Source organism: Alcaligenes sp. 13f, from assembly GCF_020496585.1.
GTDB classification, from domain to species: Bacteria; Pseudomonadota; Gammaproteobacteria; order Burkholderiales; family Burkholderiaceae_B; genus Alcaligenes; species Alcaligenes phenolicus.
This window is the reverse complement of the sequence record NZ_JAHKKC010000005.1, coordinates 114,630-139,155: the sequence shown is the minus strand read 5'-3', so window position 1 is coordinate 139,155 and position 24,526 is coordinate 114,630. Positions and strand designations below refer to the sequence as shown.

At 56.9% G+C, this 24,526-nt stretch carries 20 protein-coding genes; 10 read left to right on the top strand and 10 right to left on the bottom strand.

Going from position 1 to position 24,526, the window contains the following annotated elements; genetic code table 11:
* Nucleotides 1–67: 67 nt before the first annotated feature.
* The 5 genes from KOE80_RS05835 (at nt 68) to efp (ending at nt 5,838) form a co-directional block, all read left to right on the top strand.
* Nucleotides 68–700, top strand: coding sequence for a TRAP transporter small permease subunit (locus KOE80_RS05835; RefSeq protein ID WP_009457722.1), 633 nt, complete (start codon nt 68–70; stop codon nt 698–700).
* Nucleotides 697–2,619, top strand: a complete 1,923-nt coding sequence (locus tag KOE80_RS05830; protein ID WP_226348609.1) for a TRAP transporter large permease — start codon at nt 697–699, stop codon at nt 2,617–2,619. The genes KOE80_RS05835 and KOE80_RS05830 overlap by 4 nt, the downstream gene beginning before the upstream one ends.
* Nucleotides 2,620–2,855: 236 nt before the next feature.
* The gene (locus tag KOE80_RS05825; protein WP_009457724.1) at nt 2,856–4,067 is read left to right on the top strand and encodes a DUF2863 family protein; all 1,212 of its coding nucleotides are present in this window, start codon (nt 2,856–2,858) and stop codon (nt 4,065–4,067) included.
* Nucleotide 4,068: 1 nt separating this feature from the next.
* The gene (earP, locus tag KOE80_RS05820) at nt 4,069–5,208 is read left to right on the top strand and encodes an elongation factor P maturation arginine rhamnosyltransferase EarP (protein ID WP_226348608.1); all 1,140 of its coding nucleotides are present in this window, start codon (nt 4,069–4,071) and stop codon (nt 5,206–5,208) included.
* Between the two features lie 72 nt (nt 5,209–5,280).
* Nucleotides 5,281–5,838, top strand: coding sequence for an elongation factor P (gene efp / locus KOE80_RS05815; protein WP_003802564.1), 558 nt, complete (start codon nt 5,281–5,283; stop codon nt 5,836–5,838).
* Nucleotides 5,839–5,931: 93 nt separating this feature from the next.
* On the opposite strand, the gene KOE80_RS05810 is transcribed toward efp, so the two are convergent.
* The 5 genes from KOE80_RS05810 to KOE80_RS05790 all read right to left on the bottom strand — a co-directional run bounded on the left by KOE80_RS05810 (nt 5,932) and on the right by KOE80_RS05790 (nt 11,207).
* A complete protein-coding gene (locus KOE80_RS05810) occupies nt 5,932–6,684 on the bottom strand; it encodes an SDR family NAD(P)-dependent oxidoreductase (RefSeq protein ID WP_226348607.1) in 753 nt (250 codons plus the stop codon).
* Nucleotides 6,684–7,589 carry a hypothetical protein gene (locus KOE80_RS05805; protein WP_226348606.1) on the bottom strand — a complete coding sequence of 302 codons (906 nt, stop codon included), beginning with the start codon at nt 7,587–7,589 and terminating at the stop codon, nt 6,684–6,686. The genes KOE80_RS05810 and KOE80_RS05805 overlap by 1 nt, the downstream gene beginning before the upstream one ends.
* Nucleotides 7,553–9,175: an acyl-CoA synthetase gene (locus KOE80_RS05800; RefSeq protein WP_319002375.1), complete on the bottom strand. Its 1,623-nt coding sequence runs from the start codon at nt 9,173–9,175 to the stop codon at nt 7,553–7,555. Before KOE80_RS05800 ends, KOE80_RS05805 begins: the two co-directional genes overlap by 37 nt.
* A complete protein-coding gene (locus tag KOE80_RS05795) occupies nt 9,172–10,341 on the bottom strand; it encodes an acetyl-CoA acetyltransferase (protein WP_137431277.1) in 1,170 nt (389 codons plus the stop codon). Before KOE80_RS05795 ends, KOE80_RS05800 begins: the two co-directional genes overlap by 4 nt.
* 65 nt (nt 10,342–10,406) lie before the next feature.
* A complete protein-coding gene (locus KOE80_RS05790; RefSeq protein ID WP_052159332.1) occupies nt 10,407–11,207 on the bottom strand; it encodes an IclR family transcriptional regulator in 801 nt (266 codons plus the stop codon).
* A gap of 229 nt (nt 11,208–11,436) precedes the next feature.
* Between KOE80_RS05790 and KOE80_RS05785 the strand changes: the two genes are divergently transcribed.
* The 4 genes from KOE80_RS05785 to KOE80_RS05770 all read left to right on the top strand — a co-directional run bounded on the left by KOE80_RS05785 (nt 11,437) and on the right by KOE80_RS05770 (nt 15,819).
* Nucleotides 11,437–12,447, top strand: coding sequence for a TRAP transporter substrate-binding protein (locus tag KOE80_RS05785; RefSeq protein ID WP_226348605.1), 1,011 nt, complete (start codon nt 11,437–11,439; stop codon nt 12,445–12,447).
* 17 nt (nt 12,448–12,464) lie between these two features.
* Complete coding sequence (locus tag KOE80_RS05780) at nt 12,465–14,327, top strand: TRAP transporter large permease subunit (RefSeq protein ID WP_226348604.1); 1,863 nt, start codon at nt 12,465–12,467, stop codon at nt 14,325–14,327.
* An 11-nt stretch (nt 14,328–14,338) separates the two neighbouring features.
* Complete coding sequence (locus tag KOE80_RS05775; RefSeq protein ID WP_226348603.1) at nt 14,339–15,169, top strand: SDR family NAD(P)-dependent oxidoreductase; 831 nt, start codon at nt 14,339–14,341, stop codon at nt 15,167–15,169.
* Nucleotides 15,170–15,480: 311 nt separating this feature from the next.
* A complete protein-coding gene (locus tag KOE80_RS05770; protein ID WP_035270839.1) occupies nt 15,481–15,819 on the top strand; it encodes a YkvA family protein in 339 nt (112 codons plus the stop codon).
* A gap of 124 nt (nt 15,820–15,943) precedes the next feature.
* On the opposite strand, the gene KOE80_RS05765 is transcribed toward KOE80_RS05770, so the two are convergent.
* On the bottom strand, nt 15,944–17,092 hold the full coding sequence (locus KOE80_RS05765; RefSeq protein WP_226348602.1) for an iron-containing alcohol dehydrogenase: 1,149 nt from the start codon (nt 17,090–17,092) through the stop codon (nt 15,944–15,946).
* A gap of 135 nt (nt 17,093–17,227) precedes the next feature.
* Nucleotides 17,228–18,754 (bottom strand): aldehyde dehydrogenase family protein, encoded by a 1,527-nt coding sequence (locus tag KOE80_RS05760; protein WP_226348601.1) that lies wholly within the window; start codon nt 18,752–18,754, stop codon nt 17,228–17,230.
* A gap of 242 nt (nt 18,755–18,996) precedes the next feature.
* Here KOE80_RS05760 and KOE80_RS05755 point away from each other — a divergent pair, with 242 nt between their 5' ends.
* Complete coding sequence (locus KOE80_RS05755; protein WP_226348600.1) at nt 18,997–20,874, top strand: sigma-54-dependent Fis family transcriptional regulator; 1,878 nt, start codon at nt 18,997–18,999, stop codon at nt 20,872–20,874.
* On the opposite strand, the gene KOE80_RS05750 is transcribed toward KOE80_RS05755, so the two are convergent.
* The 3 genes from KOE80_RS05750 to KOE80_RS05740 form a co-directional block, all read right to left on the bottom strand.
* Nucleotides 20,825–21,301: a DUF1178 family protein gene (locus tag KOE80_RS05750; protein ID WP_026484274.1), complete on the bottom strand. Its 477-nt coding sequence runs from the start codon at nt 21,299–21,301 to the stop codon at nt 20,825–20,827. The two genes, KOE80_RS05755 and KOE80_RS05750, sit on opposite strands and share 50 nt — an antisense overlap.
* Nucleotides 21,302–21,388: 87 nt before the next feature.
* Nucleotides 21,389–23,074, bottom strand: coding sequence for an ABC transporter ATP-binding protein (locus KOE80_RS05745; protein WP_052159334.1), 1,686 nt, complete (start codon nt 23,072–23,074; stop codon nt 21,389–21,391).
* Nucleotides 23,071–24,525 (bottom strand): ABC transporter permease, encoded by a 1,455-nt coding sequence (locus KOE80_RS05740; RefSeq protein WP_226348599.1) that lies wholly within the window; start codon nt 24,523–24,525, stop codon nt 23,071–23,073. The genes KOE80_RS05745 and KOE80_RS05740 overlap by 4 nt, the downstream gene beginning before the upstream one ends.
* Between the last annotated feature and the right edge of the window lies 1 nt (nt 24,526).

Below are 24,526 nucleotides of genomic sequence, written 5' to 3'. Positions count from 1 at the left end.
CCGGCCGCGCCCCAAGCCGCAGCCGACACGCATCAGACCCTTTCCGCGCTAGCAAGGTGAACCTACCATGCAGAAAATTCTGGTCTTTATCGACCGGTTCAATACGTGGATAGGCCAGTTGTTCGGCTGGCTAGTCCTGGCATTGACCCTGTTCGTTTCCTTCGAGGTCTTCTCTCGATACGTACTCTCCAACCCACACGCCTGGGCCTTTGACATGATGAACATGCTGTACGGTGGCCTGTTCATGATGGCCGGTGCCTACACGCTCTCCAAGAACGGCCATGTGCGCGGGGATGTGCTGTACGGCTTTTTTCCACCCCGTCTGCAGGCAGCCCTGGATCTGATCCTGTACATCCTGTTCTTCATCCCTGGTGTGGTCGCCATGTTCTGGGCCGGTTACTACTTCGCAGCCGAGTCCTGGGCCATCACGGAGCACTCCAATATCACGGCCAACGGACCGCCCATCTACCCGTTCAAGGCCATCATCCCGCTGGCCGGTTTCTGCCTTCTGCTGCAAAGCTTCGTGGAAATGGTGTATTGCGTACGCTGCCTGCGAGACGGGAAATGGCCTTCGCGCGACAAGGACGTTGAGGAAGTCGATGTCGACAAGCTCATGGATATGGTGGACGTCAAAAGCGATGACATTGAGAAACTGGATGCCTTTGTCACAGGCGACGGCAAGAAAGGGAGTCCAACATGAGAAAAGAAATCTGGTTCGGGCTCACCATATTGATCGGGATTGTCCTGAGCATTGCCGTCTTCATGCCAGCGCCAGCAGACATGACCAACGGCCATTTGGGCCTGCTCATGCTGGCCCTGATTGTCGTCACCATCATGCTGGGCTTTCCCACTGCCTTCACCCTGATGGGGATGGGGGTGATCTTTACCTGGCTGGCCTATCGCGACATGGGCACGCAGCAAGCAATCCAGCAGACCCTGGACCTGATGGTTCTGCGCACCTACGCCGTCATGACCAACGACGTGCTGATCGCGGTGCCTCTGTTCATCTTCATGGGTTACCTGGTTGAACGCGCCAACCTGATCCAGAGCCTGTTCCAGGGCATGCACCTGGCCATGGCACGAATTCCAGGTTCGCTGGCAGTAGCCACCATTGCCACCTGCGCCATCTTTGCCACGGCCACGGGCATTGTGGGGGCCGTGGTGACTCTGATGGGGCTACTGGCCATGCCCGCCATGCTGCGAGCGGGTTACAGCGTGCAGCTAACGGCTGGCTCCATTACCGCTGGGGGCTGCCTGGGCATTTTGCTGCCCCCCTCCGTACTCCTGATCCTGTACGGCGCCGTCGCGGGTGTCTCGGTCGTGAAACTGTATGCCGGGGCCTTTTTCCCCGGCCTGATGCTGGCTTTCCTGTACGTGGTGTACGTCATCATTCTGGCCAAGCTCAAGCCCAGTGTCGCGCCTCCGCTTTCCGCGGAAGACCGGATCGTGCCTCTGCCAGCCTTCGCACAAACCATCAAGGAGACCATTACAGACCGTGCTGTACCCGGCCTGATCAACGCCATGAAGGGGCCTCGCAACGTCGACGTGCCCATGAAGCTGCTGGTCAAGAATCTGGCCGTGGCCTTGCTGCCCGCTGTGATCTTCATCGCTGTCATGGGCTTTAGCTATCAGTCAGTCACTGCACCCAAAGTAGCCGAGCACTACGAGCTGCAGGAAATGGGCGGCGGTTTCAATAACTTCGACAATGACTACAGTGGCGGTGGGCTGGCAGAACCTCCGGGTGCTGGCGGTTTATCCGAACCTGAAGGCAGCGAGCCACTCGTGGCGCTGGGTGCCAGCGAACCGGGCGCAGAAGCTCCCGCAGCTGCAGCAGAGGCAGCCGAAGAAACCACTACGGCAGAGCGCCAAGCCGCGCCAATGACATTCTGGATCTTTCTGGTCGTGGGCAGTCTGGCCTTGTTGTGCTACTACGCCATGCTGAACTTCGCACGGCTGGAAATCTTCAAGATGCTGCTCAGCTCCTTCTTTCCGCTGACCATGCTGATCCTTGCCGTACTGGGCAGTATTATCGTTGGCCTGTGCACTCCCACCGAGGCGGCGGCCTTGGGTGCCTTGGGCGGCATCCTGCTGGCCTTCGCCTATCGCCGCTTGAATTTCTCCATGGTGCGCGAATCGGTGTACCTCAGCGCCAAGACCAGTGCCATGGTCTGCTGGCTGTTCGTCGGTTCCAGTATTTTCTCGGCCGCCTTCGCCCTGCTGGGTGGTCAGGAACTGATCAATGGCTGGGTGCTGTCCATGGATCTGACACCCATTCAGTTCATGATCCTGGCGCAGATCGTTATTTTCCTGCTGGGTTGGCCGCTGGAATGGACAGAGATCATCATCATCTTCATGCCCATCTTCCTGCCCCTGCTGGCGCACTATCAGATCGACCCCCTGTTCTTCGGCCTGCTCGTCGCCCTGAACCTGCAAACCGCATTCCTGTCTCCACCGGTTGCCATGTCGGCTTTCTACCTGAAGGGCGTCTCGCCACCCCATGTCACCCTGAACCAGATTTTCCTGGGCATGATGCCCTTCATGGGTATCCAGATCCTGGCGATCATCATCCTGTACCTGTTCCCTGGCATCGGCCTGTGGCTACCTAGCGTGTTGTACTGATCGCAAACTGCCAACATCGGACCGGGCCCGGCGCCTCCCCCGCTATCACAGGGGAGGCGCCGGGTGCATGGAGGCGGCCCCTCGCGTACATGCCTGATAAGTCACAAATTATCGCCAGCCTCTATTTTGCAAGCACCAGAACTCTACCAGCCATCCCCTAGGGGCTACCCTCATTCACACACCCCGGTCGTGGCAAAGGGTAAACTAGCTTGTCCCTCTCTCGGTTTTGTATGTCCATGTCGCAACTCAATTCCAAACTGCTCGCCCAACAACCCAAAGAAATCCAGCGTCTGATCAATTACACCGACGCACTGGTACGTTCCGGCTCGCAGATCGAAGATCGCTATTGGCAAGGGCTGACCGCTCAATTGCTGGACAAGCTCTATAGCGGGCGCCGCAATACAGCGGTTGAACAGACACTGGAACTGCTGGGCAGCCAGCAACAAAACCAGCATTACGAAATCCTGATGGAACTGGCCGAGTCCCACGCCGAATGTCAGCAAATCGAGCATGACGGTGTGCTGTACGACGCCCTGCTGTTTTCGGCCCCGCTGACCGCCTGGACACGCTATCAACTGCCCCAGGGAGTACTGAAACCCCAGCAACACAAGGAACTGGAAGAGGCCTTGCGCGCCACGGTTCTGGCCGAAGGCACAATGTGCGCCCTGCTGCCCAATCTGGTCAATTACGACGAGATGCCGCAGACCTACCAGCAGGCTTACGCCTGGACGCGCAGCCTGACTGCGCAAGCTCTGGGCCGCAGCCAGGAGCCTGCTCCACTGAACAAACCCGAAGAAGCCAGCAGCCTGTTGGCCGACGCCCGCTTTCTGATTGGTGTCGTCATGGCTCCGGTCGGTCAGCCCCTGTTTCGCTGGCAGCAATCCAGCGACAATCTGCAAGCCGACCACCTGCGCTGGGTAGAGCAATGGGTGGAGCGTTACTCCGCCATCGTCACGCCGTTGTTTACCGGCTGCCAGCTGCAATTTCTGGCCCCCAACGCTTATTACGTCAACAACCGTGAGTCGGACCGCGAGATTCGCCCACTGGCCCTGAAGGCCGGCATCACCTGGCTGCAAACAGCCGTGAAGCTCTCGCCCGACCATTTGCGTGCGGTCATCGTTGCTTGCGGTGAAGAACAAGTCGAAGAATATCGCGTGGGCTTTAGCACCATTTCCTCGCCCACCGTGATTTATGGCTGTATCTGGCCTGTATTGAGCCAGGAAGAGGCCGAGTCCTCTTTCCACAGCGACGACCATATCGACATTCCGGACGTGATTGCCGCCCTGCTCAGCACCTTGGGCCTGGTCCAGATTCAGCGCCTGCCCGGCCTGCACTCCACCGAGACCTGCGACGATTGCAACGCGCCCTTCTTCCCGGACATCAACGGCGAGATGCAGCACCCGGAACTGCCGGACGAAATCGATCTGGACCCCGTACAGCTGCACTAAATTGAACACCGTTACTGTTTCCCAACCTGTATCCATAGACCTGTTTTGCCGTGTTATCGACAATCTGGGGGATATAGGCGTGTGCTGGCGGCTGGCCCGTCAGTTGGCGGCCAGACCCGAGGTCGCCCAGCTACGCCTGTGGGTAGATGATCTGCACAGCTTCAGCCGCATCCAGTCCGAAATTCAAAGCGAACGGCAAAGCCAGCAGCTGCAAGGCGTAGATATTGAGCATTGGCACGACGCGCGCCAAGATTACCCCGCAGCACATCCCTTTGTGATCGAGGCCTTTGCCTGCGAACCGCCCGAAGCCATGACACGGCAACTGACGGCAGATAGCCATGTGTGGATCAATCTGGATTATCTGAGCGCCGAACCCTGGGTACAGGGCTGCCACGGCCTGCCCTCCCCACAAGCCGGTGGTGCGAACAAATATTTTTTCTTTCCCGGCTTTGTCCCGCAAACAGGGGGGCTGCTGCGTGAAAACGATCTGCTGGCCCGTCGCGATGCCTTTCAACAGGACGATGTCGCCTACCAGGCCATGCTGAGTCGTCTGGGCGTGGCGCAGGAGCACATTCAAGCTCTGCTCCAGGGCGAGATGCAGCAAATGTTCCTGTTCTGCTATCCCGATGCGCCCGCCCTGGCCCTGCCCAAAGTGCTATCCACGCAAAAGCAGAAAACCCTGCTGCTGGTGCCCGAGTCTGTTGCCCAAGGTATCCCGGATCTGGAGCAAGGCCACTTGCACGTTCAGCGCATCCCCGCTGTGAATCAGGCCGATTTTGATGCCCTGCTCTGGCGTAGCGCGCTGAATATTGTGCGTGGCGAGGACTCCCTGGTACGCGCCATCTGGGCCGCTCAGCCCATGCTGTGGCAGCCTTACGTACAGGAAGAACAGGCCCATCTGGACAAGCTGCAAGCCTGGCTGGATACCGGCAATTTGCCCAAGCCGGTTCAAGCCCTGCATCTGGCCTGGAGCAGTGCCGATCAGGCCGGTGCCGCCACTGCCTTGAGCCGCTGCCTGGACCCCAAGGTGTTGCGTCTATGGCAACAAGAAGCCCGTACTTATAGTGAAAAACTGGCTGAACAAGCCGATTTGGCCAGCAGTTTGCTGAGTTTTTACACCCAAGTCGCCCGAAAACGCTAAAATAACGGATTACCTCTTAAAAGCTCCCTGACACTGCGTTTGGCGGAGCCTGTCCCATTCGGAGTTTTTTTAATGAAAACCGCACAAGAACTGCGCGTTGGTAACGTCGCGATGGTTAATGGCGACCCTCTGGTCGTTCAGAAAACGGAATACAACAAATCCGGTCGCAACTCCGCCGTTGTCAAATTGAAGTTCAAGAACCTGCTGACCGGCTCGAACAGCGAAGCCGTGCACAAAGCTGACGAAAAATTTGAAGTGGTCCAGCTGGAAAAGCGCGAATGCACTTACTCCTACTTTGCTGACCCTATGTACGTCTTCATGGACGAAGAGTACAACCAGTACGAAATCGAAGCTGAAAGCATGGGCGACGCCCTGGATTACCTGGAAGAAAACATGTCCGTTGAGGCCGTTTTCTACGAAGGTCGTGCTATCTCGGTTGAGCTGCCCACCATCATCGTGCGCGAAATCACCTACACCGAACCTGCCGTGAAAGGCGATACCTCCGGTAAAGTGCTGAAACCCGCCAAGATCAACACGGGCACCGAAATCAGCGTGCCTTTGTTCTGCAACATCGGTGACAAGATCGAAATCGACACCCGCACTGGCGAATACCGCAGCCGCGTGATGTAAGAAAGACGTCGTGTCGCCCAGTGCGGTACGCGCAAAAAAAGGGGCTGTTTTTACAGCCCCTTTTTCCTGCCTGCTCGAATCACCACATCATCCTCAGGCCAGCAAGCCGGTGTTAACAAAACCACCGTCCACGCTGATGATCTGCCCGGTCATATAGGCTGTTTTTTCGGTATCCAGCAAAAAGCAGATCGCCTGCGCTACCTCACGCGGCGTGCCATAGCGATGCATAGGCACGGCAGATTTCCAGGTTTCCTGCACCTGCTCCGTGTGCACCTGCATGGCCAATGGCGTCACGATCGGGCCAGGACACACACAATTCACCCGTATGCCTTCCTGGGCCAGCTCATTGGCCATGACCTGCGTCAGGTTGATCAAACCCGCCTTGGTAATGCCATAGGCGGCGCGCCCACGATTACCCACCAGACCCGACACCGAGGAAATATGCACAATCGCGCCCTGCTTGTACTCGCGCATCAACAAGGCCGCTTCCCGGCTGATGCTGAAAGCCGCCAGCACATTGACCTCGAAGGTTGCCCGTAGCAAGGCAGAGTCCGTTTCCAGAAACGTCACATCACGTCCAAAGCCAGCCGAGTTCACCAGGCCGCCCACAGGACGTTGGGCGTGATAGCGCTTCAGCAAAGGAGCAATACGCGCTTCGTCGGTAATATCCAGCAGCTCGGCGGCCAGATGATCACCATAGTGCTTGAACTGCTCCGTCAAAGCGGCCAGTTTCTCGACATTATTATCCAGAGCCAGCACATACGCGCCCTGCTCCAGCAACAGCTCGACGGTTGCCAGCCCAATACCGGAAGCCGCCCCCGTCACTACCATCCAGGAATCTTGCATCAGGCTGCCTCCAGAACCATTTCAAAAGTCACCAGCACCGAGTTCACCTCCGGTTTGAGACGGCCACGATGCACGCCATGCTGATAATCAATAATGATCACGTCCAGTTGCACTTGTTGCTCGGCGGGCAGGCTCAGGTCAATCCGCCCTTCCTCAATCAGCACCTCAGTGACGAAAGGTTCGACAACGATCTCAGGCTCCAGGATCGCCCCGACCAAACTCCCGACACCCCCGCGGATGACGGCACGCCTCAGGCCCAGCTCCTGACAGATATCCCGCAAGACGGCCGAGATGTTCTGATTCGGAGCCAAAGTCACAATCCAGCTTTTCGGGCTTTCAGGCTGAGCCTGGACTGACAAGTGCTCGGGTCTGGCGACAGGCGTGAACAAGCTGAAATTCGTTTCCGGGCAAGGCAGAGTCTCAAAGGCTGCGCCGCGGACATAGCTAATATCCAGCTCCGGCGAACCACCCAAAATCGTTTGGTCCGGGAGAATATGCCCGGCCTGCAACTGTCCTTCAGAGTCACGCCAGGCGGCATGACAGTGCAGCCATAACTGGCCATCTGGTTTGCGCCCCAGAGTCACACTGGCCTGCTCAATCTGAACCGGACCGGGGTGTGTATAAAGCTGGCTGTAGTACACCGAATGATCGGGCGAGGAAGACAGCGCCGGCATCACATAATGCAGGTCCGCAAACTGCCCGCCTTTGAAACGCCCGACCGCGCTGTACAGATCATGCGCCTCCCCCGCCAGGCGAAAGGCATCCAGCAAGGAATGCCCGGCCCGCAAGGTATGGGTATGACTTTCCGTCTGGCAAGGGGCCAGCATATAAGGCTGAGCCCGCTGCGTCCCTGGATGCTTGACCTCTCTTAACATGGTGCCTCCTGCGCCAACTGAGGCAGACATTTCATCAGCTCATCTTTCACCATGCGCTTGGGCACCTTGCCGTAACCGGACTTGGGCAGGGAATCCCAGAACTGGATGTACTTGGGCATTTTGTAGCGAGCGATGCGCTCGCTCAGCCAGCTGCGCAGCTCGGCCTCCGTCAAGGCGGCCCCTTCTTTCAAGACACACACTGCCACTCCGACTTCACCCCACTGACGATCCGGCACACCCACCACCGCCACTTCAGTAATTGCACCGTGCAGCAGGATGTATTCCTCGATCTCGCGCGGGTAAATATTGGAGCCACCCGAGATGTACATATCGGAAGCACGCCCGGTCAGGTACACATAGCCACGCTCGTCCATATGACCGATATCGCCCGTGCGAAACCAGCCATTGCGGAAGGACTCGGCATTGGCCTTGGGATTGTTGTAGTAGCCCGCAAACACGGCTGGGCCAATTACGCAGACCTCGCCAGTTTCGCCATACGCCACTTCCCGACCTTGTTCGTCCTGAATGGACACCTGCATGCCCGCACGCTCGTAGCCACAACTGGCGGGATGGCTGATACGACCATCGGCATCTTGATGATCAAAAGACGGCAGCACGGTGATATTGCCCGTCACCTCGCCCAGGCCGTAGTACTGCACCAGCACCGGACCGAACTTCTCCAGCGCCAAACGCAAGTCCGCCTCGTACATGGGCGCACCGGCATAAATCACATGACGCAGGCTGGAGTGATCGTACTGATCGATATGTGGGCACTCGGCCAGCAACTTCAAAATCGTCGGTACTGTGAACAAGGTGCTGAGCTTGTACTTTTCGATCAAGGCAAAGGCTTGTTCGGTACTGAAGCTGTCGCCCGGCAAGAGCACGGTTTTTGCGCCACGCAACACCAGATTCAACTGATGCACACCTGCACCATGCGACAAGGGAGCCAGCACCAGACCACCATCTTCGCTGCGAGTACCAGGCAAGAGATCAGCCAGATGATTGGTCAGGACAAAGGCCATTTGCCCATGCGTCAACACGGCGGCTTTGGGCTTGCCTGTCGTACCGGAGGTAAACAGCAGCCAGCAAGGTGAGTGGGAAAATACATCGGCATTCGGCGTAACGGCACCCGCATGATCCCTTAACAGATCTGCCACCAAGGGGCGCGAATCGGCTGGTGCTGGTGTACCGCGCAACCACAGCAAGTCCATCTGCGGGAAATGCTGGGTGACGGTTTCCGCATGTTCAGGGAAATCCGTCTGGCACAGGAATACCGTGCTGCCAGACACCTCCACCATATGCAGCAACTCTTCGGGCTTGACGCGGAAGTTGGTCGGCACCCAGATCGCCCCCAAACGGAAAGCGGCGAACATGGAGAGGAACATCTCATTGCTGTTTTTGGAGTGCACCAGAATCGCACTGCCAGCCTGCACGCCACGGGCTTTCAGGCCCGCCGCTAAAGCTGACACCTGGGCATCCAGCTCCTTCCAGCTCCAGCTTTCCTCACCCCAGATCAACGCGGGCTGATCCGGCAGACGACGCGCATTCTGGGTCAACAGGTGCGACAAGTTCATGGCCCGAGTCGACATGGGCTGTACCACGGCATTTGTCATCATTTCAAGCGTTCCAGAATCGACACATAGTTAGCCACAGCCGCACCACCCATATTGAAGATGCCGGCCAGTTCCGCCTGCGGCAACTGCATGTCACCGGCTTCCTGAGCCAGCTGCATGGCGGCCATCACGTGCATGGAAACACCGGTTGCGCCCAGAGGGTGACCGCGAGCTTTCAGGCCACCGGAGACGTTCACCGGCAACTGACCATCCTTACGGGTGCGACCTTCCAGAATCACTTTCCAGCCCTCGCCACGCGGAGCCAGACCCATGGCTTCGTACTCCAGCATTTCGGCGGTAGTAAAACAGTCGTGCGTTTCCACCAGATCCAGATCCAGAATGCCGACACCAGCTTTGGACAGAGCCTGCTGCCAGGCACGATGCGCCCCTTCAAACGCAATCGGGTCGCGGCGCGACAGAGGCATGAAATCATTGACCTGCACTCGGGAGCGGAAGCGAATCGCGCGGCGCAAGGCACGGGCGGTTTCTTCATCTGCCAGAATCAGCGCGGCAGCCCCGTCGGACACCATGGAGCAGTCGGTGCGGCGCAGCGGGCCGGCCACCAGAGGGTTCTTTTCCGAAACCTGATCGCAGAACTCCAGGCCCAGATCACGGCGCACATGGGCGTAAGGATTGGCCAGGGCATTCACGTGATTCTTGGCGGCAATCTGCGCCAAAGAGTGGCTCTGGTCGCCATAACGATCAAAGTAAGCCTGGGTGATCTGACCAAAAATCCCCGCAAAGCCCAGCGGATTGTCCTCTTCCTTGCGATAGCAGCCGGAGCTGAGAATTTCAGGAATACGGCCAGGAGGCACGCCCGTCATTTTTTCCGCACCGACAGCAATACCAATGCGGGCACGGCCGCTTTCAATCGCATCCATCACGCTATGAATAGCGGCACTACCCGTGGCGCACGCATTTTCTACGTGCACGGCAGGTGTGAAACGCAGATCAGGCTGATGCAGGGACAGCAATCCGGCCTCAAACCCTTGGGGATTCAAGCCATTGTTATAGACACCCACGGCCGCAAAATCGATGTCGCTGGCCTGTATGCCGGCATGCGCAATCGAATCCCTGACCACGGCTTGAATCAATTCTTCAATGTCGATGTTATCCAGCTTTCCAAACGGGGTATGTGCCCATCCCACAATACATGCGTGTCCAGACATAGTTTTCCTTGAACGTAGAAATTTGATCAATGAATCGCTCGCCCCTGAAAAGCTGAAATAGCTGCTCAAGGGCCCGTAACTTGTTCCCCAATCTTCAGGGACTCGATGTACGCCTTCTCTTCCAACAAAAGCGCCACCAGCTCCTCATGTCGCTTGTTGCGCAAGCGGCTCTCTACACTGGCGATGGCCAGAGAAGCCGGCATGCCACTGGTGGGATGAGAAACGCAAACCGCCACCCCCCAGGAACCTTCAAAAATAAAACCACGGTTAAAGGCATAGCCTTGCTCACGCGTCTCGGCCACCAGATCCCACAGAATGTCGGTGCTCAACTGGGGGTACTGGCGCAGGCGCTCGGCATTGGCCTCCAGCGCTTCGCCAATCTGCTCATCCGTCATGGCCGCCAGAAATGCAATCCCACTGGCGCCACAACCCAAAGGGTGGCGATCCCCCGGCTGCAACACATGCGAGCGCAAAGGGTGATGCCCTTCCTCGCGAGCCAGACAGACGGTTTCATAGCCGCGCTGCACGCTGAGCAGCGCGCTGTCGCCCGACACCTTGGCAATACGCGCCAAGCTGCGTTCGGCAATGCGCTGAATGCCAAAACGATGCGCTGCCATCAGCCCCAAGGAATACAGCTCGGGGCCGGGAAAATATTTGCGCGATACCGGGTCCTGCTCAATCAAGCCATTGCCCATCAAAGCCAATAACAGGCGACGGGTGGTGGGCTTGGTCAGCTCAACCTTTTTCACGACATCACTCAAGCCTATGCCCTGGTTACGCAGGCCTACGACCACCTGCATGACTTGCACGGCCCTATCCAGGGTTTGGCTGGAAGAAATCGACTCTGGGCTCTCTTTGGAATCCATTTTCACACTCTTGATAATATAGGTCCACATATTGGACCATTTAGTGATTCAGATTGGAATACGTGAACCGCCCTTTAGCGAAGTATTTTGGGCAGTATATTAAATATTTACGTAAATCCTGTAGGTAAAAATACTAGGTTGTCCTAATTTCAGGCCTGTCTTGTAATGCAGCAGGTCAGCTTACATAAATCTATAGGTCCATTAAATGGACCCCACAGGAGATTACAAAATGAAGCGTCGCACATTTCTGAAAACAGTTGCTGCCAGCAGCACCCTGCCCTGGGCATTGAGCTTTTCCAAATCTGCTCAAGCTGCCGAATTCGAGTATCGCATTGCGCACAGCGTGCCCACCCATCACCCCTTACATATCCGCATGGTTGAAGCCGCAGACCGCATTCGGGAACAAACGAATGGGCGCTTTGACCTGCGCATCTTCCCCTCGGACCAATTGGGTTCGCAGACCGATGTGATGAGCCAGATCCGCTCGGGCGCTATTGATTTCCTGTGCTTGTCCGGTGTGGTGCTCTCTACCCTGGTTCCCTCCAGCGCCATCAGCGGCCTGGGCTTTGCGTTCAACGATTACGACCAGGTCTGGAAAGCCATGGATGGCGGTCTGGGCGAGTTCATTCGTGCCGAGATCGCCAAAACCCGCTCCCTGTTTGCCTTTGAACAAATCTGGGACAACGGCTATCGCCAGATCACCAGTTCGGGCCGCGCCGCCGCTACTCCGGCTGACATCAGCGGCATGAAGATTCGCGTTCCGCCCTCCTCCATGTGGACCTCGCTGTTCAGCTCCTTGGGTGCTGCTCCGGCCACCATCAACGCCAACGAGCTGTACTCCTCCTTGCAGACCAAGATTGTCGATGCCCAGGAAAACCCGCTGGCCGTGATTTCCACCTTGAAGCTGTACGAAGTGCAGCAGTACTGCGCCATGACCAACCATATGTGGGACGGTTTCTGGCTGCTGGCCAACCGCCGCAACTTCGACGGCCTGCCCGAGGACATTCAGGAAATTGTGCGCAAGAACCTGAACCAGAGCGCCGTACAGGAACGTGCCGACTTGCTGGCCCTATCCGAGCAATTGCAAAGCGATCTGGAAGGCAAAGGCATGCAATTCGTCCAGGCCGATACCGCCGCCTTCAAGCAGCGTCTGATTGATGCCGGTTTCTATGCTGAATGGAAGAAGAAGTTCCCGGCAACAGGCTGGGAGCAATTGGAATCCGTCGTCGGTAGTTTATAAGCCAGGGGCACAGCACAATGACAAATGACAGTCAGAACCTGCAGATACAGGAACAGCCACCGCTGTGGCAGAAATTTGAAACTTGCTTGTTTAAAGCGACGGCCTTTATCAGTGCGATTCTGCTGGCCTTAGTCATTGTTCTCTTGCTCTCGGGCGTGGTGTCGCGCTATGTATTGCACGCACCACTGACCTGGTCCGACGAGCTGGGCGGCATTCTCTTCCTGTGGCTGACCACCTTTGGGGCCGCCCTGGCGACGTATCGCTTTTCCCATATGCGCATGACCGCCGTGGTCTCGCGCCTGGGCAGCGAATGGGAGCCCTTCTTTACCGCTTTTGCTATCACCGCCACCACACTGTTCTTCGCCCTGATCCTGTATCCGGCAATTGATTTTGCGATGGAAGAGGCCTTCATCACCACCTCTGCCCTGGAAATCTCCAATGCCTGGCGTGCCTCGGCCTTGCCGGTCGGTTTCGGGCTGGCGCTGATCTTTGGTCTGGGCAAGATGGCGGAAGTAATACGCCAGCCTAAAGCCATTTGGGCTGTCTTGAGCGTATTTGCTCTAGCTTTAGTGGTCTGGCTGATCAAGCCCTACCTGCAAGGGCTGGGCTACCTGAACCTGGTGATCTTCTTTGTGCTGATTGTGGGCGTCAGCGTACTGACCAGCGTACCTATTGCCTTTACCTTTGCGCTGGCCACACTGGGCTATCTGGCCCTGACCACCCGCGTTCCCGTCATGACCCTGGTCGGCCGCATGGACGAGGGCATGTCGCACCTGATGTTGCTGGCCATCCCCACCTTTATTTTCCTGGGCCTGCTGCTGGAGATGACAGGCATGGCACGCGCCATGGTGCAGTTTCTGGCCAGCCTGTTGGGTCATGTAAAAGGTGGCCTGTCTTATGTGCTGATTGGTGCCATGTATCTGGTGTCCGGCATCTCCGGCTCCAAAGCGGCTGATATGGCTGCCATCGCACCCGCGCTGTTCCCGGAAATGACCAAGCGCGGCGCCAAGGAAGGCGAACTGGTCGCCCTGCTGTCCGCAACTGGCGCGCAAACAGAAACCATCCCACCTTCTATTGTGCTGATCACGATTGGCTCGGTTGCCAGTGTATCTATTGCCGCCCTGTTTACCGGCGGTATGTTGCCCGCCTTGGTGCTGGGCATCGGTCTGTGTGTAGTCGTAGGCTGGCGCAATCGCCACGAAGACTTGTCCAACATTCAGCGCACACCCGCCAAAGAAGCCCTGAAGCTTTTTCTGATCGCCCTGCCTGCACTGGCCCTGCCCTTCGTCATCCGCGCCGCCGTTGTTAAAGGCGTCGCCACGGCAACGGAAGTCTCCACCATTGGCATCGTCTACGCCATGATCGCGGGCCTGGTCATCTACCGCCAGTTCGATTGGCGCAAGCTCTACCCCATGCTGGTGGATACCGCTGTTCTGTCGGGAGCCATCCTGATCATCATCGGTGCAGCCTCCGGCATGGCCTGGGCCTTGACCCAATCCGGCTTCTCCCGCGAGCTGGCCCAGTTCATGCAAACCCTGCCCGGAGGCCGCATGGGCTTCCTGATTGTGTCGGTAATTGCCTTCATCATCCTGGGCAGCCTGCTCGAAGGCATCCCCGCCATCGTGCTCTTTGGCCCCCTGCTCTTCCCCATAGCCCGAGTCATGGAAGTGCATGACGTGCACTACGCCATGATCGTGATCCTTTCCATGGGCCTGGGCCTGTTCGCACCACCATTCGGCGTCGGTTACTACACCGCCTGCGCCATCGCCCGCGTCAACCCGGATGAAGGCATACGACCGATCTGGGGCTACATGCTGGCCTTGCTGATTGGCCTGGTCTTCGTAGTTGCCCTCCCCTGGATTTCGATTGGTTTTCTGTAAGAGATATGGCTATGACACAGCAACATGACTCCGCCGTTTTTACGCAAAGCTTGCAAGGCAAAACCGTATTGGTTTTTGGGGCGGGCGCGCCTTTAGAGGATTGGAATAACGGGAAGGCGGCGGCGGTGGCTTATGCCAGGGCCGGGGCACAGGTGGTTTGCGTGGATAAGGATTTGGCAGCGGCGAAACGCAGCGCGGATCATATTCTTGGGGAGAGAGGGGAAGCGCTAGCTTTGGAGGCGGATGTTTGCAATACCGAGACGGTAGAGCGAACGGTAGCTCTAGCTATAGAGCATTTCGGAAAAATCAATGTCCTGCATAACAACGTAGGAATTGCACCTGCGGGTGGACCATTAGATATAGACGATGCTCTTTTTCAGCGGACGATGGATATTAATGTCGGCTCTATTCTTCGCACCACCCGCGCCGTATTGCCGCACTTTCTTAAACAAGGCTCGGGAGTGATTACTAATATATCTTCCCTGGCTTCAATCCGTTGGAGTGGCTACTCTTACTTCGCTTATTACGCGTCTAAGGCGGCGCTGAATCAGGCTACCGTTGCTACGGCATTGGAGTTTGCTGATAAAGGAATACGGGCGAATGCCATTTTGCCGGGGGTGATTGATACGCCACTGGTTTATCAGCAGATTGCGGCTCAATATGATTCGATTGAACATATCAAGGAGCAGCGGGCTAATGCGGTGCCGATGAAGAGGACGGGGACACCGTGGGATATTGCGAATGCAGCGGTGTTTTTAGCTTCGGATGCGGCGGGGTTTATTACAGGGGTTTGTCTGCCGGTGGATGGGGGGCATTCTTGTGCTATGCCGGGGATGAGGTGAACCAAAACCTGATGAGACTCAATCTATCTCACCTCATAAAACTAAAACCTTAACCGGTAAAACAGATTCCACAAAAAACCACGCCCAACCAGCAGTAGCCACTCAATGCGTGGCTCGATTAGTGCTAAGCAAATTTCCTAAAAACATCCGCAAATCAACTTATATTGCAAAGATGAGCACCTTATCAGCCATCATGCCGAACGACGCGACGTGAGGGTTTTAAATTGGGAAATCACTCTTCACCACCTACTCTTATTGCGCACAATTAAATACTTCAACATGTAACCCAACATCTAAACGTGGTGATCCCGATGTCAGACGATCAATTCAGCTCCGAGTATTCAGAAAATAGTTTTTGGGACAAGGTCAAAACATATGCCAAAACAGCTGGTGAGGGTGTTCTTGAGCCTGCGCTAAAAATGTATTATGCAGCCCTAGACGCAGATACACCCACTTGGGCTAAAACTACTATCATCGCCGCGCTTGGATATTTCATTTCACCTGTGGATGCAGTACCAGATGTACTGCCAGTCGTGGGATACACAGACGACCTAGGTGTCCTTGTCGCAGCTGTAGCTGCAACAGCAGCTCACATTAAAGATGAGCACACCCATAAAGCTAAAGAAGTCCTATTGCGGTGGTTCTCCTAACAATCTCCGGAAAGCTTCTTTAGTTTTGAACCCACTCACAAAATCAGTGATGTAGTGTAGCCCTGCAGATCCAGGCCTCCCGGTAAGACGGGAAGAGCTTTCAGCTCTTCCCCTCAACACCTACCTACCTCACCCCAAACGCCTCTTCAAAAATCCCCATAATCGTCTTCTTATCCGTCTGAATCGGATTAGTTGCACCGCACACATCCTTGAGCGCGTTATCGGCCAGAACCGGGAAATCCTCTCGCTTCACGCCCAGTTCTTCCAGCGACTTCGGAATCCCCACAATATCCGCCAGCTTTTTAATCGCCGCGATAACATCCAGACCTTTCAGATCTGCATTGTTGTCCGATAGCAGCTTGCCGATTTCATTCAATCTCTCCCCCGCCACCTGCATATTGAAAGCCTGCACATGCGGCAGCAGCAGGGCATTACAGACACCGTGGGGCAGATCGTAGAAACCGCCTAGCTGGTGCGCCATGGCGTGGACATAGCCCAGTGACGCGTTATTGAATGCCATCCCTGCCAGGAACTGCGCATAGGCCATTTGTTCACGGGCTTTCTTATTATGTGGCTCGCGCACAGCAACGGGTAGGTATTTAGCGATCAGCTCTACCACTTTCACCGCACAGGCGTCGGTGATGGGGGTGGCGATTGTGGAAACGTAGGCTTCAACTGCGTGGGTCAGTGCATCCATGCCAGTAGCAGCAGTTAGCGATGCGGGCATGCCTTCCATCAGGTCGGAGTCGTTCACTGACAGGAACGGTGTGATGTGTCGGTCAATGATCGCCATTTTTACGTGGCGGGTTTCGTCGGTGATGATGGTGAAGCGCGTCATTTCCGACGCTGTACCTGCTGTGGTGTTGATAGCCAGCAGCGGCAATTGCGGCTTGGCGGATTTATCAACACCTTCGTAGTCTGCAATCTTGCCGCCGTTACTGGCGACCAGCGCGACCCCTTTGGCACAGTCATGCGACGAACCGCCGCCCAGGGATACGATCAGGTCTGCGCCGTGCGCTTTCAAGGCATCCAGGCCTGCGTTGACGTTGCCGACCGTAGGATTAGGCTGCACCTGATCAAAAATCGCGGTATTGATGCCTTGTGCAATCAGCTTGTCAGCCACCAGTTTCGCCATACCCAGCTTGGCCAAATCGGCATCAGTAATGATCAGAGCTTTTTTGAAGCCCATTTTCCCGACAATGGGCATGGCCTGATCCAGTGCGCCGGGGCCAAGAATATTGTGCGAGGGGATAAAGAATTCCGAGACTGTCATGGTGCGTATTCCTTATTAATGATCGAAGAAATTCCTTGCGGCCCTCTGGGATAAACACATAGCAAGCGCGCAAGGAGGGCATCCCCCCATATTGCATGGGGGGAGGTCTGACAACACTACGAATAGATCAAAGGATCAGAAGAAGCCCAGGGCGTTCGGGCTGTAGCTGACCAGCAAGCACTTGGTTTGCTGGTAGTTATTGAGGGCCATCTTATGGGTTTCGCGGCCGATACCGGATTGCTTGTAGCCACCGAAAGCGGCGTGAGCAGGATACAGGTGATAGCAGTTGGTCCAAACTCGGCCAGCTTCAACGCCACGGCCTACGCGGTAGGCACGCGAGCCGTCGCGGCTCCAGACTCCAGCACCCAGGCCAAACTCGGTGTCGTTGGCGATGGCAATGGCTTCTTCTTCGTCCTTGAAGGTGGTCACAGCGGCCACCGGTCCGAAGATTTCTTCCTGGAAGGTACGCATGCTGTTTTTACCCAGCAGCATGGTGGGGCTGATGTAGTAGCCATTATCAAGACCTTCACCGAGACGATTGCGTTCGCCGCCGGTCAAGGCTTGTGCGCCCTCTTCCCGACCGATATCGATGTAGCCCAGGATGCGCTCCATCTGTTTCTCGGACACCTGCGCGCCCACCATTGTCCCGGCATTGAGCGGGTTGCCGGTCTGGATACGTTTGACTCGCTCTACGGCACGCTCGATAAAGCGCTCGTAGATGGATTCCTGAATCAGGATACGCGATGGGCATGTGCAAATCTCGCCCTGGTTCAGAGCAAACATGCTCAAACCTTCCAGGGCTTTGTCCAGGAAGGCATCATCAGCCTGCATCACGTCTTCAAAAAAGATGTTGGGGCTCTTGCCGCCCAGCTCTACCGTAGCGGGGATCAGGCGGTCAGCTGCGGCGTGCAGGATTTCTCGGCCGACGGGGGTGGAGCCGGTGAAGGCGATTTTGGCGATGCGCTTGGAGTTGGCCAAGGCATGGCCTGCTTCTTTACCGTAGCCAGTGACGACGTTCAGTACGCCAGCGGGCAGCAGATCGCCGATGATTTCCATCAGCAGCAAAATGGAAGCGGGAGTTTGCTCGGCGGGTTTCAGGACGATGGGGCAACCGGCAGCCAGGGCGGGGGCCAGTTTCCAGGCGGCCATCAGCAGCGGGAAGTTCCAGGGGATGATCTGGCCGACCACGCCGATAGGCTCGTGGAAGTGGTAGGCAACCGTGGTGCTGTCCACATCCGAGATGCTGCCCTCTTGGGCGCGCAGGCAACCGGCAAAGTAGCGGAAATGGTCGACGGCCAAAGGCAAGTCAGCCGCGCGGGTTTCACGGATGGGTTTGCCATTGTCGATCGTTTCGGCAACCGCCAGACGTTCCAGGTTTTGTTCGATACGGTCAGCAATGCGCAACAGCACAGCGGAGCGCTCGGCAGGCGGGGTATTGGCCCACTGGTGGCGCACCTTGTGCGCGGCGTCCAGAGCCAGGTCAATGTCCGCTGCACCCGAGCGGGCTACCTGGCAAAAAACCTGCCCGGTGACGGGCGAGACGTTATCAAAATACTCGCCTTCGACCGGCGGCACCCAACGTCCACCAATGTAGTTGTCGTAACGGGATTTGAACGGGAATTCCAGATCCAGGCCCATGGATTTGAGATCGGACAGATTCATGATGTCTCCTTATTGATTTAGTTCGGTGTCACAAGGCGTGCACCGCAGGGAAAGGTTAGGGGTGCCTTTATCCTGTTTTAACTAAAGCAAATAACGTGCCAAACTACCTAGCGATTGTCCCGACTCGATCCTGAGCTCGCCCGCCTCCATAATGAAACGACCTCCAGTCGCAGGCTGCGACAGCTACTGTCGCAAAACGCGAGCACTGTCGCAGAATGCGACACCCCTCCCGGAGCACACTCATGACTTCTCTACACTCGTTTTGCCCGCAGACCAACGAAACCATGTGGCGTCAGTCCTGGGAACGCTGTCAGACGATGGAGTCGGAGTTAAGCGCGGAACCTCGGGACATGAGCCAAGGTGCGCTGCGACAGTTGCTGGAACAACAGCATCACTTGTTGCATCACTCCTCGGCAGCGGTACAGGATCTGGCGGCGCTGGTGCACCCGCATCGCAGTCTGGTTTTATTGTGCGACGCACAAGGCACGGTGTTGCAACAGGCGGGGGACCCACACTTTCTGCAGCGGGCCGAGCAGGTTGCCTTGCGTGCGGGTGTGAGTTGGGCGGAGAACCATCGCGGCACCAATGCTATCGGTACGGCTCTGGTCTGCGCACAGCCCATCAAGATTCACGGCAGCCAGCACTATCTGCCTGACAACCGGATTCTTAGCTGCCACGCCGCCCCCATTTACGACCCTTACGGCCAGATTATTGGAGTGCTGGATATTTCCGGCCCTTCGGAGCTGGAACATCACTACGCGCTGGATTTGGCGCAGCTGTACGCCCGCCAGATCAGCCGCCAGATGCTGGAGTCACTGTGCACGCCATCCCGCCGTCTGCTGCATCTGCATACAGACCCCGGCCTGCTCAACAGTGCTTTTAGTGGGCGACTGGTTCTGGAGGACGACACCATTGTGGCGGCCGATGAGTTGGCCGCCCGCATGTTGCGCCAGGACTGGCAGGAGCTACCCGGCCAGGACTTAAGTTCGGTACTGGAACAGGCGAAAAGCACGAGTCGACCTGTAACGCTCCACCTGAGCACAGCGGCTAAAACCCCGGCTCCAGCCCGTGCGGTGCTGGCTCGGACTGAGACGGCAGAAACTACACAACTGTCTCCTCAACAGGAAAAAGCTTTGGAGCCGGCTTTGCGCGCCATGCAGATGGGCTTGTCCATCTTGCTCAGCGGTCCTAGCGGCTCGGGCAAGGAGCGCATGGCGCGTGAGCTGCATCGTCGTCACAAGTCGCAATCCGGTCCTTTTGTGGCGATTAACTGCGCCGCCCTGCCCGAAACCCTGATCGAAGCCGAGCTGTTTGGTTATGAAGCCGGTGCGTTTACAGGTGCACGCCGTCAGGGCTATGCAGGCAAATTGCGTCAGGCCCATGGCGGTGTGCTGTTTCTGGATGAGATTGGCGATATGCCTGTAGGCTTGCAAAGCCGTCTGCTGCGAGTCCTACAAGAGCGCGAGGTGCAGGCACTGGGCTCGGAACGCACACACAGGCTGGACTTCCAGCTGATCAGCGCCAGCCATCAACCGCTGGAAAAACTGGTGCGTGATGGCCGCTTCCGTGCCGACCTGTACTTCCGACTGCAAGACTATATCTGCACAGTCCCCAGCCTTAGGGAACGCAACGATCTGGGCGACTACATTTCCAAAGAACTGGCTATTCTGGCACAAGGCCAGGCTGCGCCCCAGCTACATCCCGAAGCTCTGCAAATACTGCAGGACTACGACTGGCCAGGCAATTACCGCCAGTTGCGATCGGTGCTGCTGCAAATCATTGTGCAAGATTCTCCGGGGCGGCTCTGGTTGGCCCAGGACCTGCCTGCCTTGCCATGCTTGAATGCAGAACACCCGGTGCTGGCTCAAGAACCTGCCATCCCGGAGGTCCGGGGCATTACGGAAGCCAGCTCCCTTGACTCCCCCAAGCCACAAACCCTGAAGGAACAGGAATACGCTGCCGTGCAGCAGGCTTTGAAACAGCATCAGGGAAATATTTCACAAGCGGCGCGCGCCTTGGGACTGCATCGCAGTACCTTGCACCGCAGGCTGAAAGAAATGTCGCAGTTATTTACTGCAGGCGGTCATCATCCAGAAAGTCCGGAATCGGCATGGCAATAATGCCGTCGTCGGCCAGTTCCTGATACTCCTGCACCGTGGCCTGACCACGGATTGCGCGCGGCTCAATGTCGCCCTCGTGCATGCGGCGTGCTTCCTGGGCAAACTGGGTGCCCACATTGTCTGACTTGCGTATCACCGAACGCAGCTCTTGTAAAAGCTGACCTTGAATCGCCCGCATTTGCGCTTCGGTAGGCATGGTTGAAGGTAAGGGAGGCGGAACTGGAGCACTGGCAGGAGCGCCAAGGCTTTCCTGCGCACCTACATTGATACGTGGAGCCGAAAGTTTGCGTTTGACCTCGTGGCTGTCGCAGACGGGGCAACACAAAAGCCCACGACTGATCTGCTCATCGTAACTTTCGCGTGAGCTAAACCAACCCTCGAACACATGGCCGTGTTCGCATTCAAGATCAAAAACCTTCAGACTCATAATGTGTTTATCAATGGGCGGACAGACCGCCGTATTGTGACATAGAACTGCCGGACTAATTATGGCAAGTCCGGCATGTGGCGCGGCTTAACGGGGAACAGCGGCCAGCAGACGCTGCGTCAACTCTTCCTGCGGATGGAACAGAACGTGCTGTGCGCTGCCCTGCTCCACGATGCGTCCCTTGGCCATGATAGCAATTCGATCGGCCAGATACTCCACAACCCCGAAATTATGGGTAATGAACAAATACGCCAGCCCCAGTTCCATTTGTAACTCACGCATCAAATCCAGAATCTGCGCTTGTACGGACACGTCCAGGGCCGAGGTGGGTTCATCGCAAATCAGAACGGCGGGCTCTACCGCCAAGGCACGGGCAATAGCGATGCGCTGACGTTGCCCGCCGGAAAACTCATGTGCGTAACGATCCAGGGCGTTCTTGGGTAGACCGACTTGGTCCACTAAAGTTTCAATTCGTTTGCGACGCGCCTTCGTGTCCAGCTCGGGACGCAGCGCGGTCAGGCCTTCCAGAAGAATATCCCCCACCATCATGCGCGGATCCAGCGACCCATAGGGATCCTGAAAAATGATCTGCAAACGTGAGCGCAATTGCCGCAAGGCCTTGCCTTTCACTTGCAAGACGTTCTGCCCCTGCATCTGCACCTGCCCGCTGATCTGAGCCTGATGATCCAGCAAGCGCATTAAAGTACGTGCGACCGTGCTTTTACCGCAGCCCGACTCGCCGACCAAAGCCAGGGTTTCGCCCTTGTGCAGTTGCAGGCTCAAGTCTTTGACCACGGGAATGACAGGCAGGCGTCGCCACCAGGAGCCAGCCTGCTTATAGGAAACAGACAAGCCCTGAATATCCAGCACCAGCTCTTTGCCGCTATTGCGCGGTGGGACTGCTTCAATGGGCGCAGGGGCACGGGACAAGGGACGCCCACGTTTCTCAAAAGTGGGAATGGCATTGAGCAATTCACGAGCATAAGGATGGCTAGGGCGTAAAAAGAACTGGCTTGCCAGCCCGGCTTCCACTATTTGTCCGTGCCGCATCAAGGCCACATAGTCGGCATACTGTTTGACCAGCAGCAAATCGTGCGTAATCAGCAAGATAGCCAGGCCCATCTCTTTCTGTATATCGGCCAACAACTGCAGAATCTGCGCCTGAACCGTTACATCCAGCGCGGTAGTTGGTTCGTCAGCCACCAGCAAATCAGGTTCCGCCGCCAAGGCAATGGCAATCATGATGCGTTGCTTCTGGCCGCCGGAGAACTGGAATGGAAAGTCATCGTAACGCTGTGCGGCACCGGGGATGCCGACACGTTCCAGCCATTTGATGGCCCTTGCCCTTTCCTGCCCCGCAGGAGCCACACCATGACGACGAATCACCTCGCTGATCTGCCGGCCAATGGACATGACCGGATTCAGGCTGGTGGACGGCTCCTGAAAAATCACGCTGATGCGTTTACCGCGCACATCCTGCATTTGCTGTTCAGGCAAAGGCGGCAGTTCCAACCCGTCCAAGGCAATTTGACCAGATTGCATCCAGGCGGCTTCGGGCAAGAGGCGTAGGATCGCCATGGCCGTCATGCTTTTGCCGCAGCCGGACTCCCCCACCAAGGCAAAGGTTTCACCGCGCTGCACGGCCAAAGACAGATTACGCACCACACTTTGCACACCGGCATCGGACTGTACACGCAGTTCCAGACCCTCGATATTCAGCACGGCAGGCGTTGCGGAGGGCTTCACGGCGGAGACATTTTCAAGCTCGCTCATACCTTGGCTCCTCCTGGACGACGTACTCGCAAAGCCTTGAAGCGACGAGTACGAGGGTCAAACGCCGTTTGCACCGCATCGGCAAAAATGTTCGCAGACAGAACCAAACCCAGCATCATCACAAAAGCCCCGGCCAGGCCCCACCAGATGATCGGGTCGCGGGACAGCTCGCTACGGGCGGCGTCAATCATGCGCCCAAAGGATGGCATGCTGGGGTCCACACCAATACCCAGATAAGACAGCACAGCCTCGTACAGCACCAGGCCGGAGAACTCCAGAATCAGGGTGATCAGCACAATGTGCATGACATTAGGCAGCAAGTGACGAAACATGATGCGCAGATGGCCGACACCAAAGGCTTGGGCTGCCTGAACGTAGTCCAGCTCGCGCAGCTTCAACACCTCGGCCCGCAGCAGGCGGCACAGGCCCGCCCAGCCGGTTAACCCCAGAATCAGGCACAGCATGAACAAGCGCAGATCTGCGCGAGCGGCCACGGTGTCGAAGCTGTCGGGATGGGTGTCGATATAGACCTGCATCATCAACACGCAAGCGGCGATCAGCAGCACGCCAGGGATGGAAGTCAGCGTGGTGTAAATGTATTGAATGACATCATCCACCCAGCCCCGGAAGTATCCAGCGGCCAAGCCCAGAATGATGGCAGGTGGCAGCATGGCGAAGGTGGTCAAGGTGCCAATCACCAAAGCCGTGCGCACGCTTTTCAAGGCTTGCCAGATGATGTCGTTACCCGTGCGATCCGTGCCCAGCACGTAGTAATTCGCGCTCAGGCTCAGCACCAGGCATAGCAGTATCACCAGCACGCAGGCACTGAACCAGACCAATCGCCAATTCACCAAACCCTGCCCTTGCCACCAATAACGCCAAGCCGCGCCCCAACCCGGCTCCATGGATTGCTTGCGCCCCCAAAGCGTTAGCAGAACAGCCAGTAGCACGCTGCCCAGCAGACCCCAGGTCAAACCTTTGGCGCCTAGCTGCAAAATATCGTGTCTATGCGCGGCAGGCGTATCCATACCCACCCCGGCATTGACCAGACGCGGAAAGTCCCGCACGGGCTTGCCATCTATCAGCATGCTTTCTTTGGTCAGTTGAAAGCGGGCCAAGGGAGCGGAATAGGTTTTTTCCACCTCGGCCAGCCCGGCTTTTTTCAGAATATCGTCCAGCGCAGAGCGGGCGACGGGGGCATAGCTGGCTGTGCTGGCTTCCTGCCCAGGAGCAGCCGGCAATAAAGGCCGATAGTGAATGGAGTCCAGTAAACCGATCAGCAGGAAAAAGACCAGAAAAACAGCAGCGCACATGGCCGAGGGCGTACGTGCCACACTGGCCCAGGCCGAGCGCAAGGCAGGCCGCTTGACGACACGCCAGGTGTAGAGCGCCATGGCCAGAAACAGTGCCAGCACAAAGGTATCGGTCCAGAGAAAGACGAACTGTGGCATG

Bases quoted from the DNA above. Each gene is read 5' to 3' on its own strand.
- KOE80_RS05770 (WP_035270839.1), top strand. From the start codon at position 15,481: ATGTCAGACGATCAATTCAGCTCCGAGTATTCAGAAAATAGTTTTTGG.
- KOE80_RS05825 (WP_009457724.1), top strand. From the start codon at position 2,856: ATGTCGCAACTCAATTCCAAACTGCTCGCCCAACAACCCAAAGAAATC.
- KOE80_RS05800 (WP_319002375.1), bottom strand. From the start codon at position 9,175: ATGATGACAAATGCCGTGGTACAGCCCATGTCGACTCGGGCCATGAAC.
- efp (WP_003802564.1), top strand. From the start codon at position 5,281: ATGAAAACCGCACAAGAACTGCGCGTTGGTAACGTCGCGATGGTTAAT.
- KOE80_RS05810 (WP_226348607.1), bottom strand. From the start codon at position 6,684: ATGCAAGATTCCTGGATGGTAGTGACGGGGGCGGCTTCCGGTATTGGG.
- KOE80_RS05755 (WP_226348600.1), top strand. From the start codon at position 18,997: ATGACTTCTCTACACTCGTTTTGCCCGCAGACCAACGAAACCATGTGG.
- KOE80_RS05790 (WP_052159332.1), bottom strand. From the start codon at position 11,207: ATGGATTCCAAAGAGAGCCCAGAGTCGATTTCTTCCAGCCAAACCCTG.
- KOE80_RS05760 (WP_226348601.1), bottom strand. From the start codon at position 18,754: ATGAATCTGTCCGATCTCAAATCCATGGGCCTGGATCTGGAATTCCCG.
- KOE80_RS05750 (WP_026484274.1), bottom strand. From the start codon at position 21,301: ATGAGTCTGAAGGTTTTTGATCTTGAATGCGAACACGGCCATGTGTTC.
- KOE80_RS05830 (WP_226348609.1), top strand. From the start codon at position 697: ATGAGAAAAGAAATCTGGTTCGGGCTCACCATATTGATCGGGATTGTC.
- KOE80_RS05805 (WP_226348606.1), bottom strand. From the start codon at position 7,589: ATGTCTGCCTCAGTTGGCGCAGGAGGCACCATGTTAAGAGAGGTCAAG.
- KOE80_RS05745 (WP_052159334.1), bottom strand. From the start codon at position 23,074: ATGAGCGAGCTTGAAAATGTCTCCGCCGTGAAGCCCTCCGCAACGCCT.
- KOE80_RS05765 (WP_226348602.1), bottom strand. From the start codon at position 17,092: ATGACAGTCTCGGAATTCTTTATCCCCTCGCACAATATTCTTGGCCCC.
- KOE80_RS05740 (WP_226348599.1), bottom strand. From the start codon at position 24,525: ATGCCACAGTTCGTCTTTCTCTGGACCGATACCTTTGTGCTGGCACTG.
- KOE80_RS05795 (WP_137431277.1), bottom strand. From the start codon at position 10,341: ATGTCTGGACACGCATGTATTGTGGGATGGGCACATACCCCGTTTGGA.
- KOE80_RS05780 (WP_226348604.1), top strand. From the start codon at position 12,465: ATGACAAATGACAGTCAGAACCTGCAGATACAGGAACAGCCACCGCTG.
- KOE80_RS05785 (WP_226348605.1), top strand. From the start codon at position 11,437: ATGAAGCGTCGCACATTTCTGAAAACAGTTGCTGCCAGCAGCACCCTG.
- KOE80_RS05775 (WP_226348603.1), top strand. From the start codon at position 14,339: ATGACACAGCAACATGACTCCGCCGTTTTTACGCAAAGCTTGCAAGGC.
- KOE80_RS05835 (WP_009457722.1), top strand. From the start codon at position 68: ATGCAGAAAATTCTGGTCTTTATCGACCGGTTCAATACGTGGATAGGC.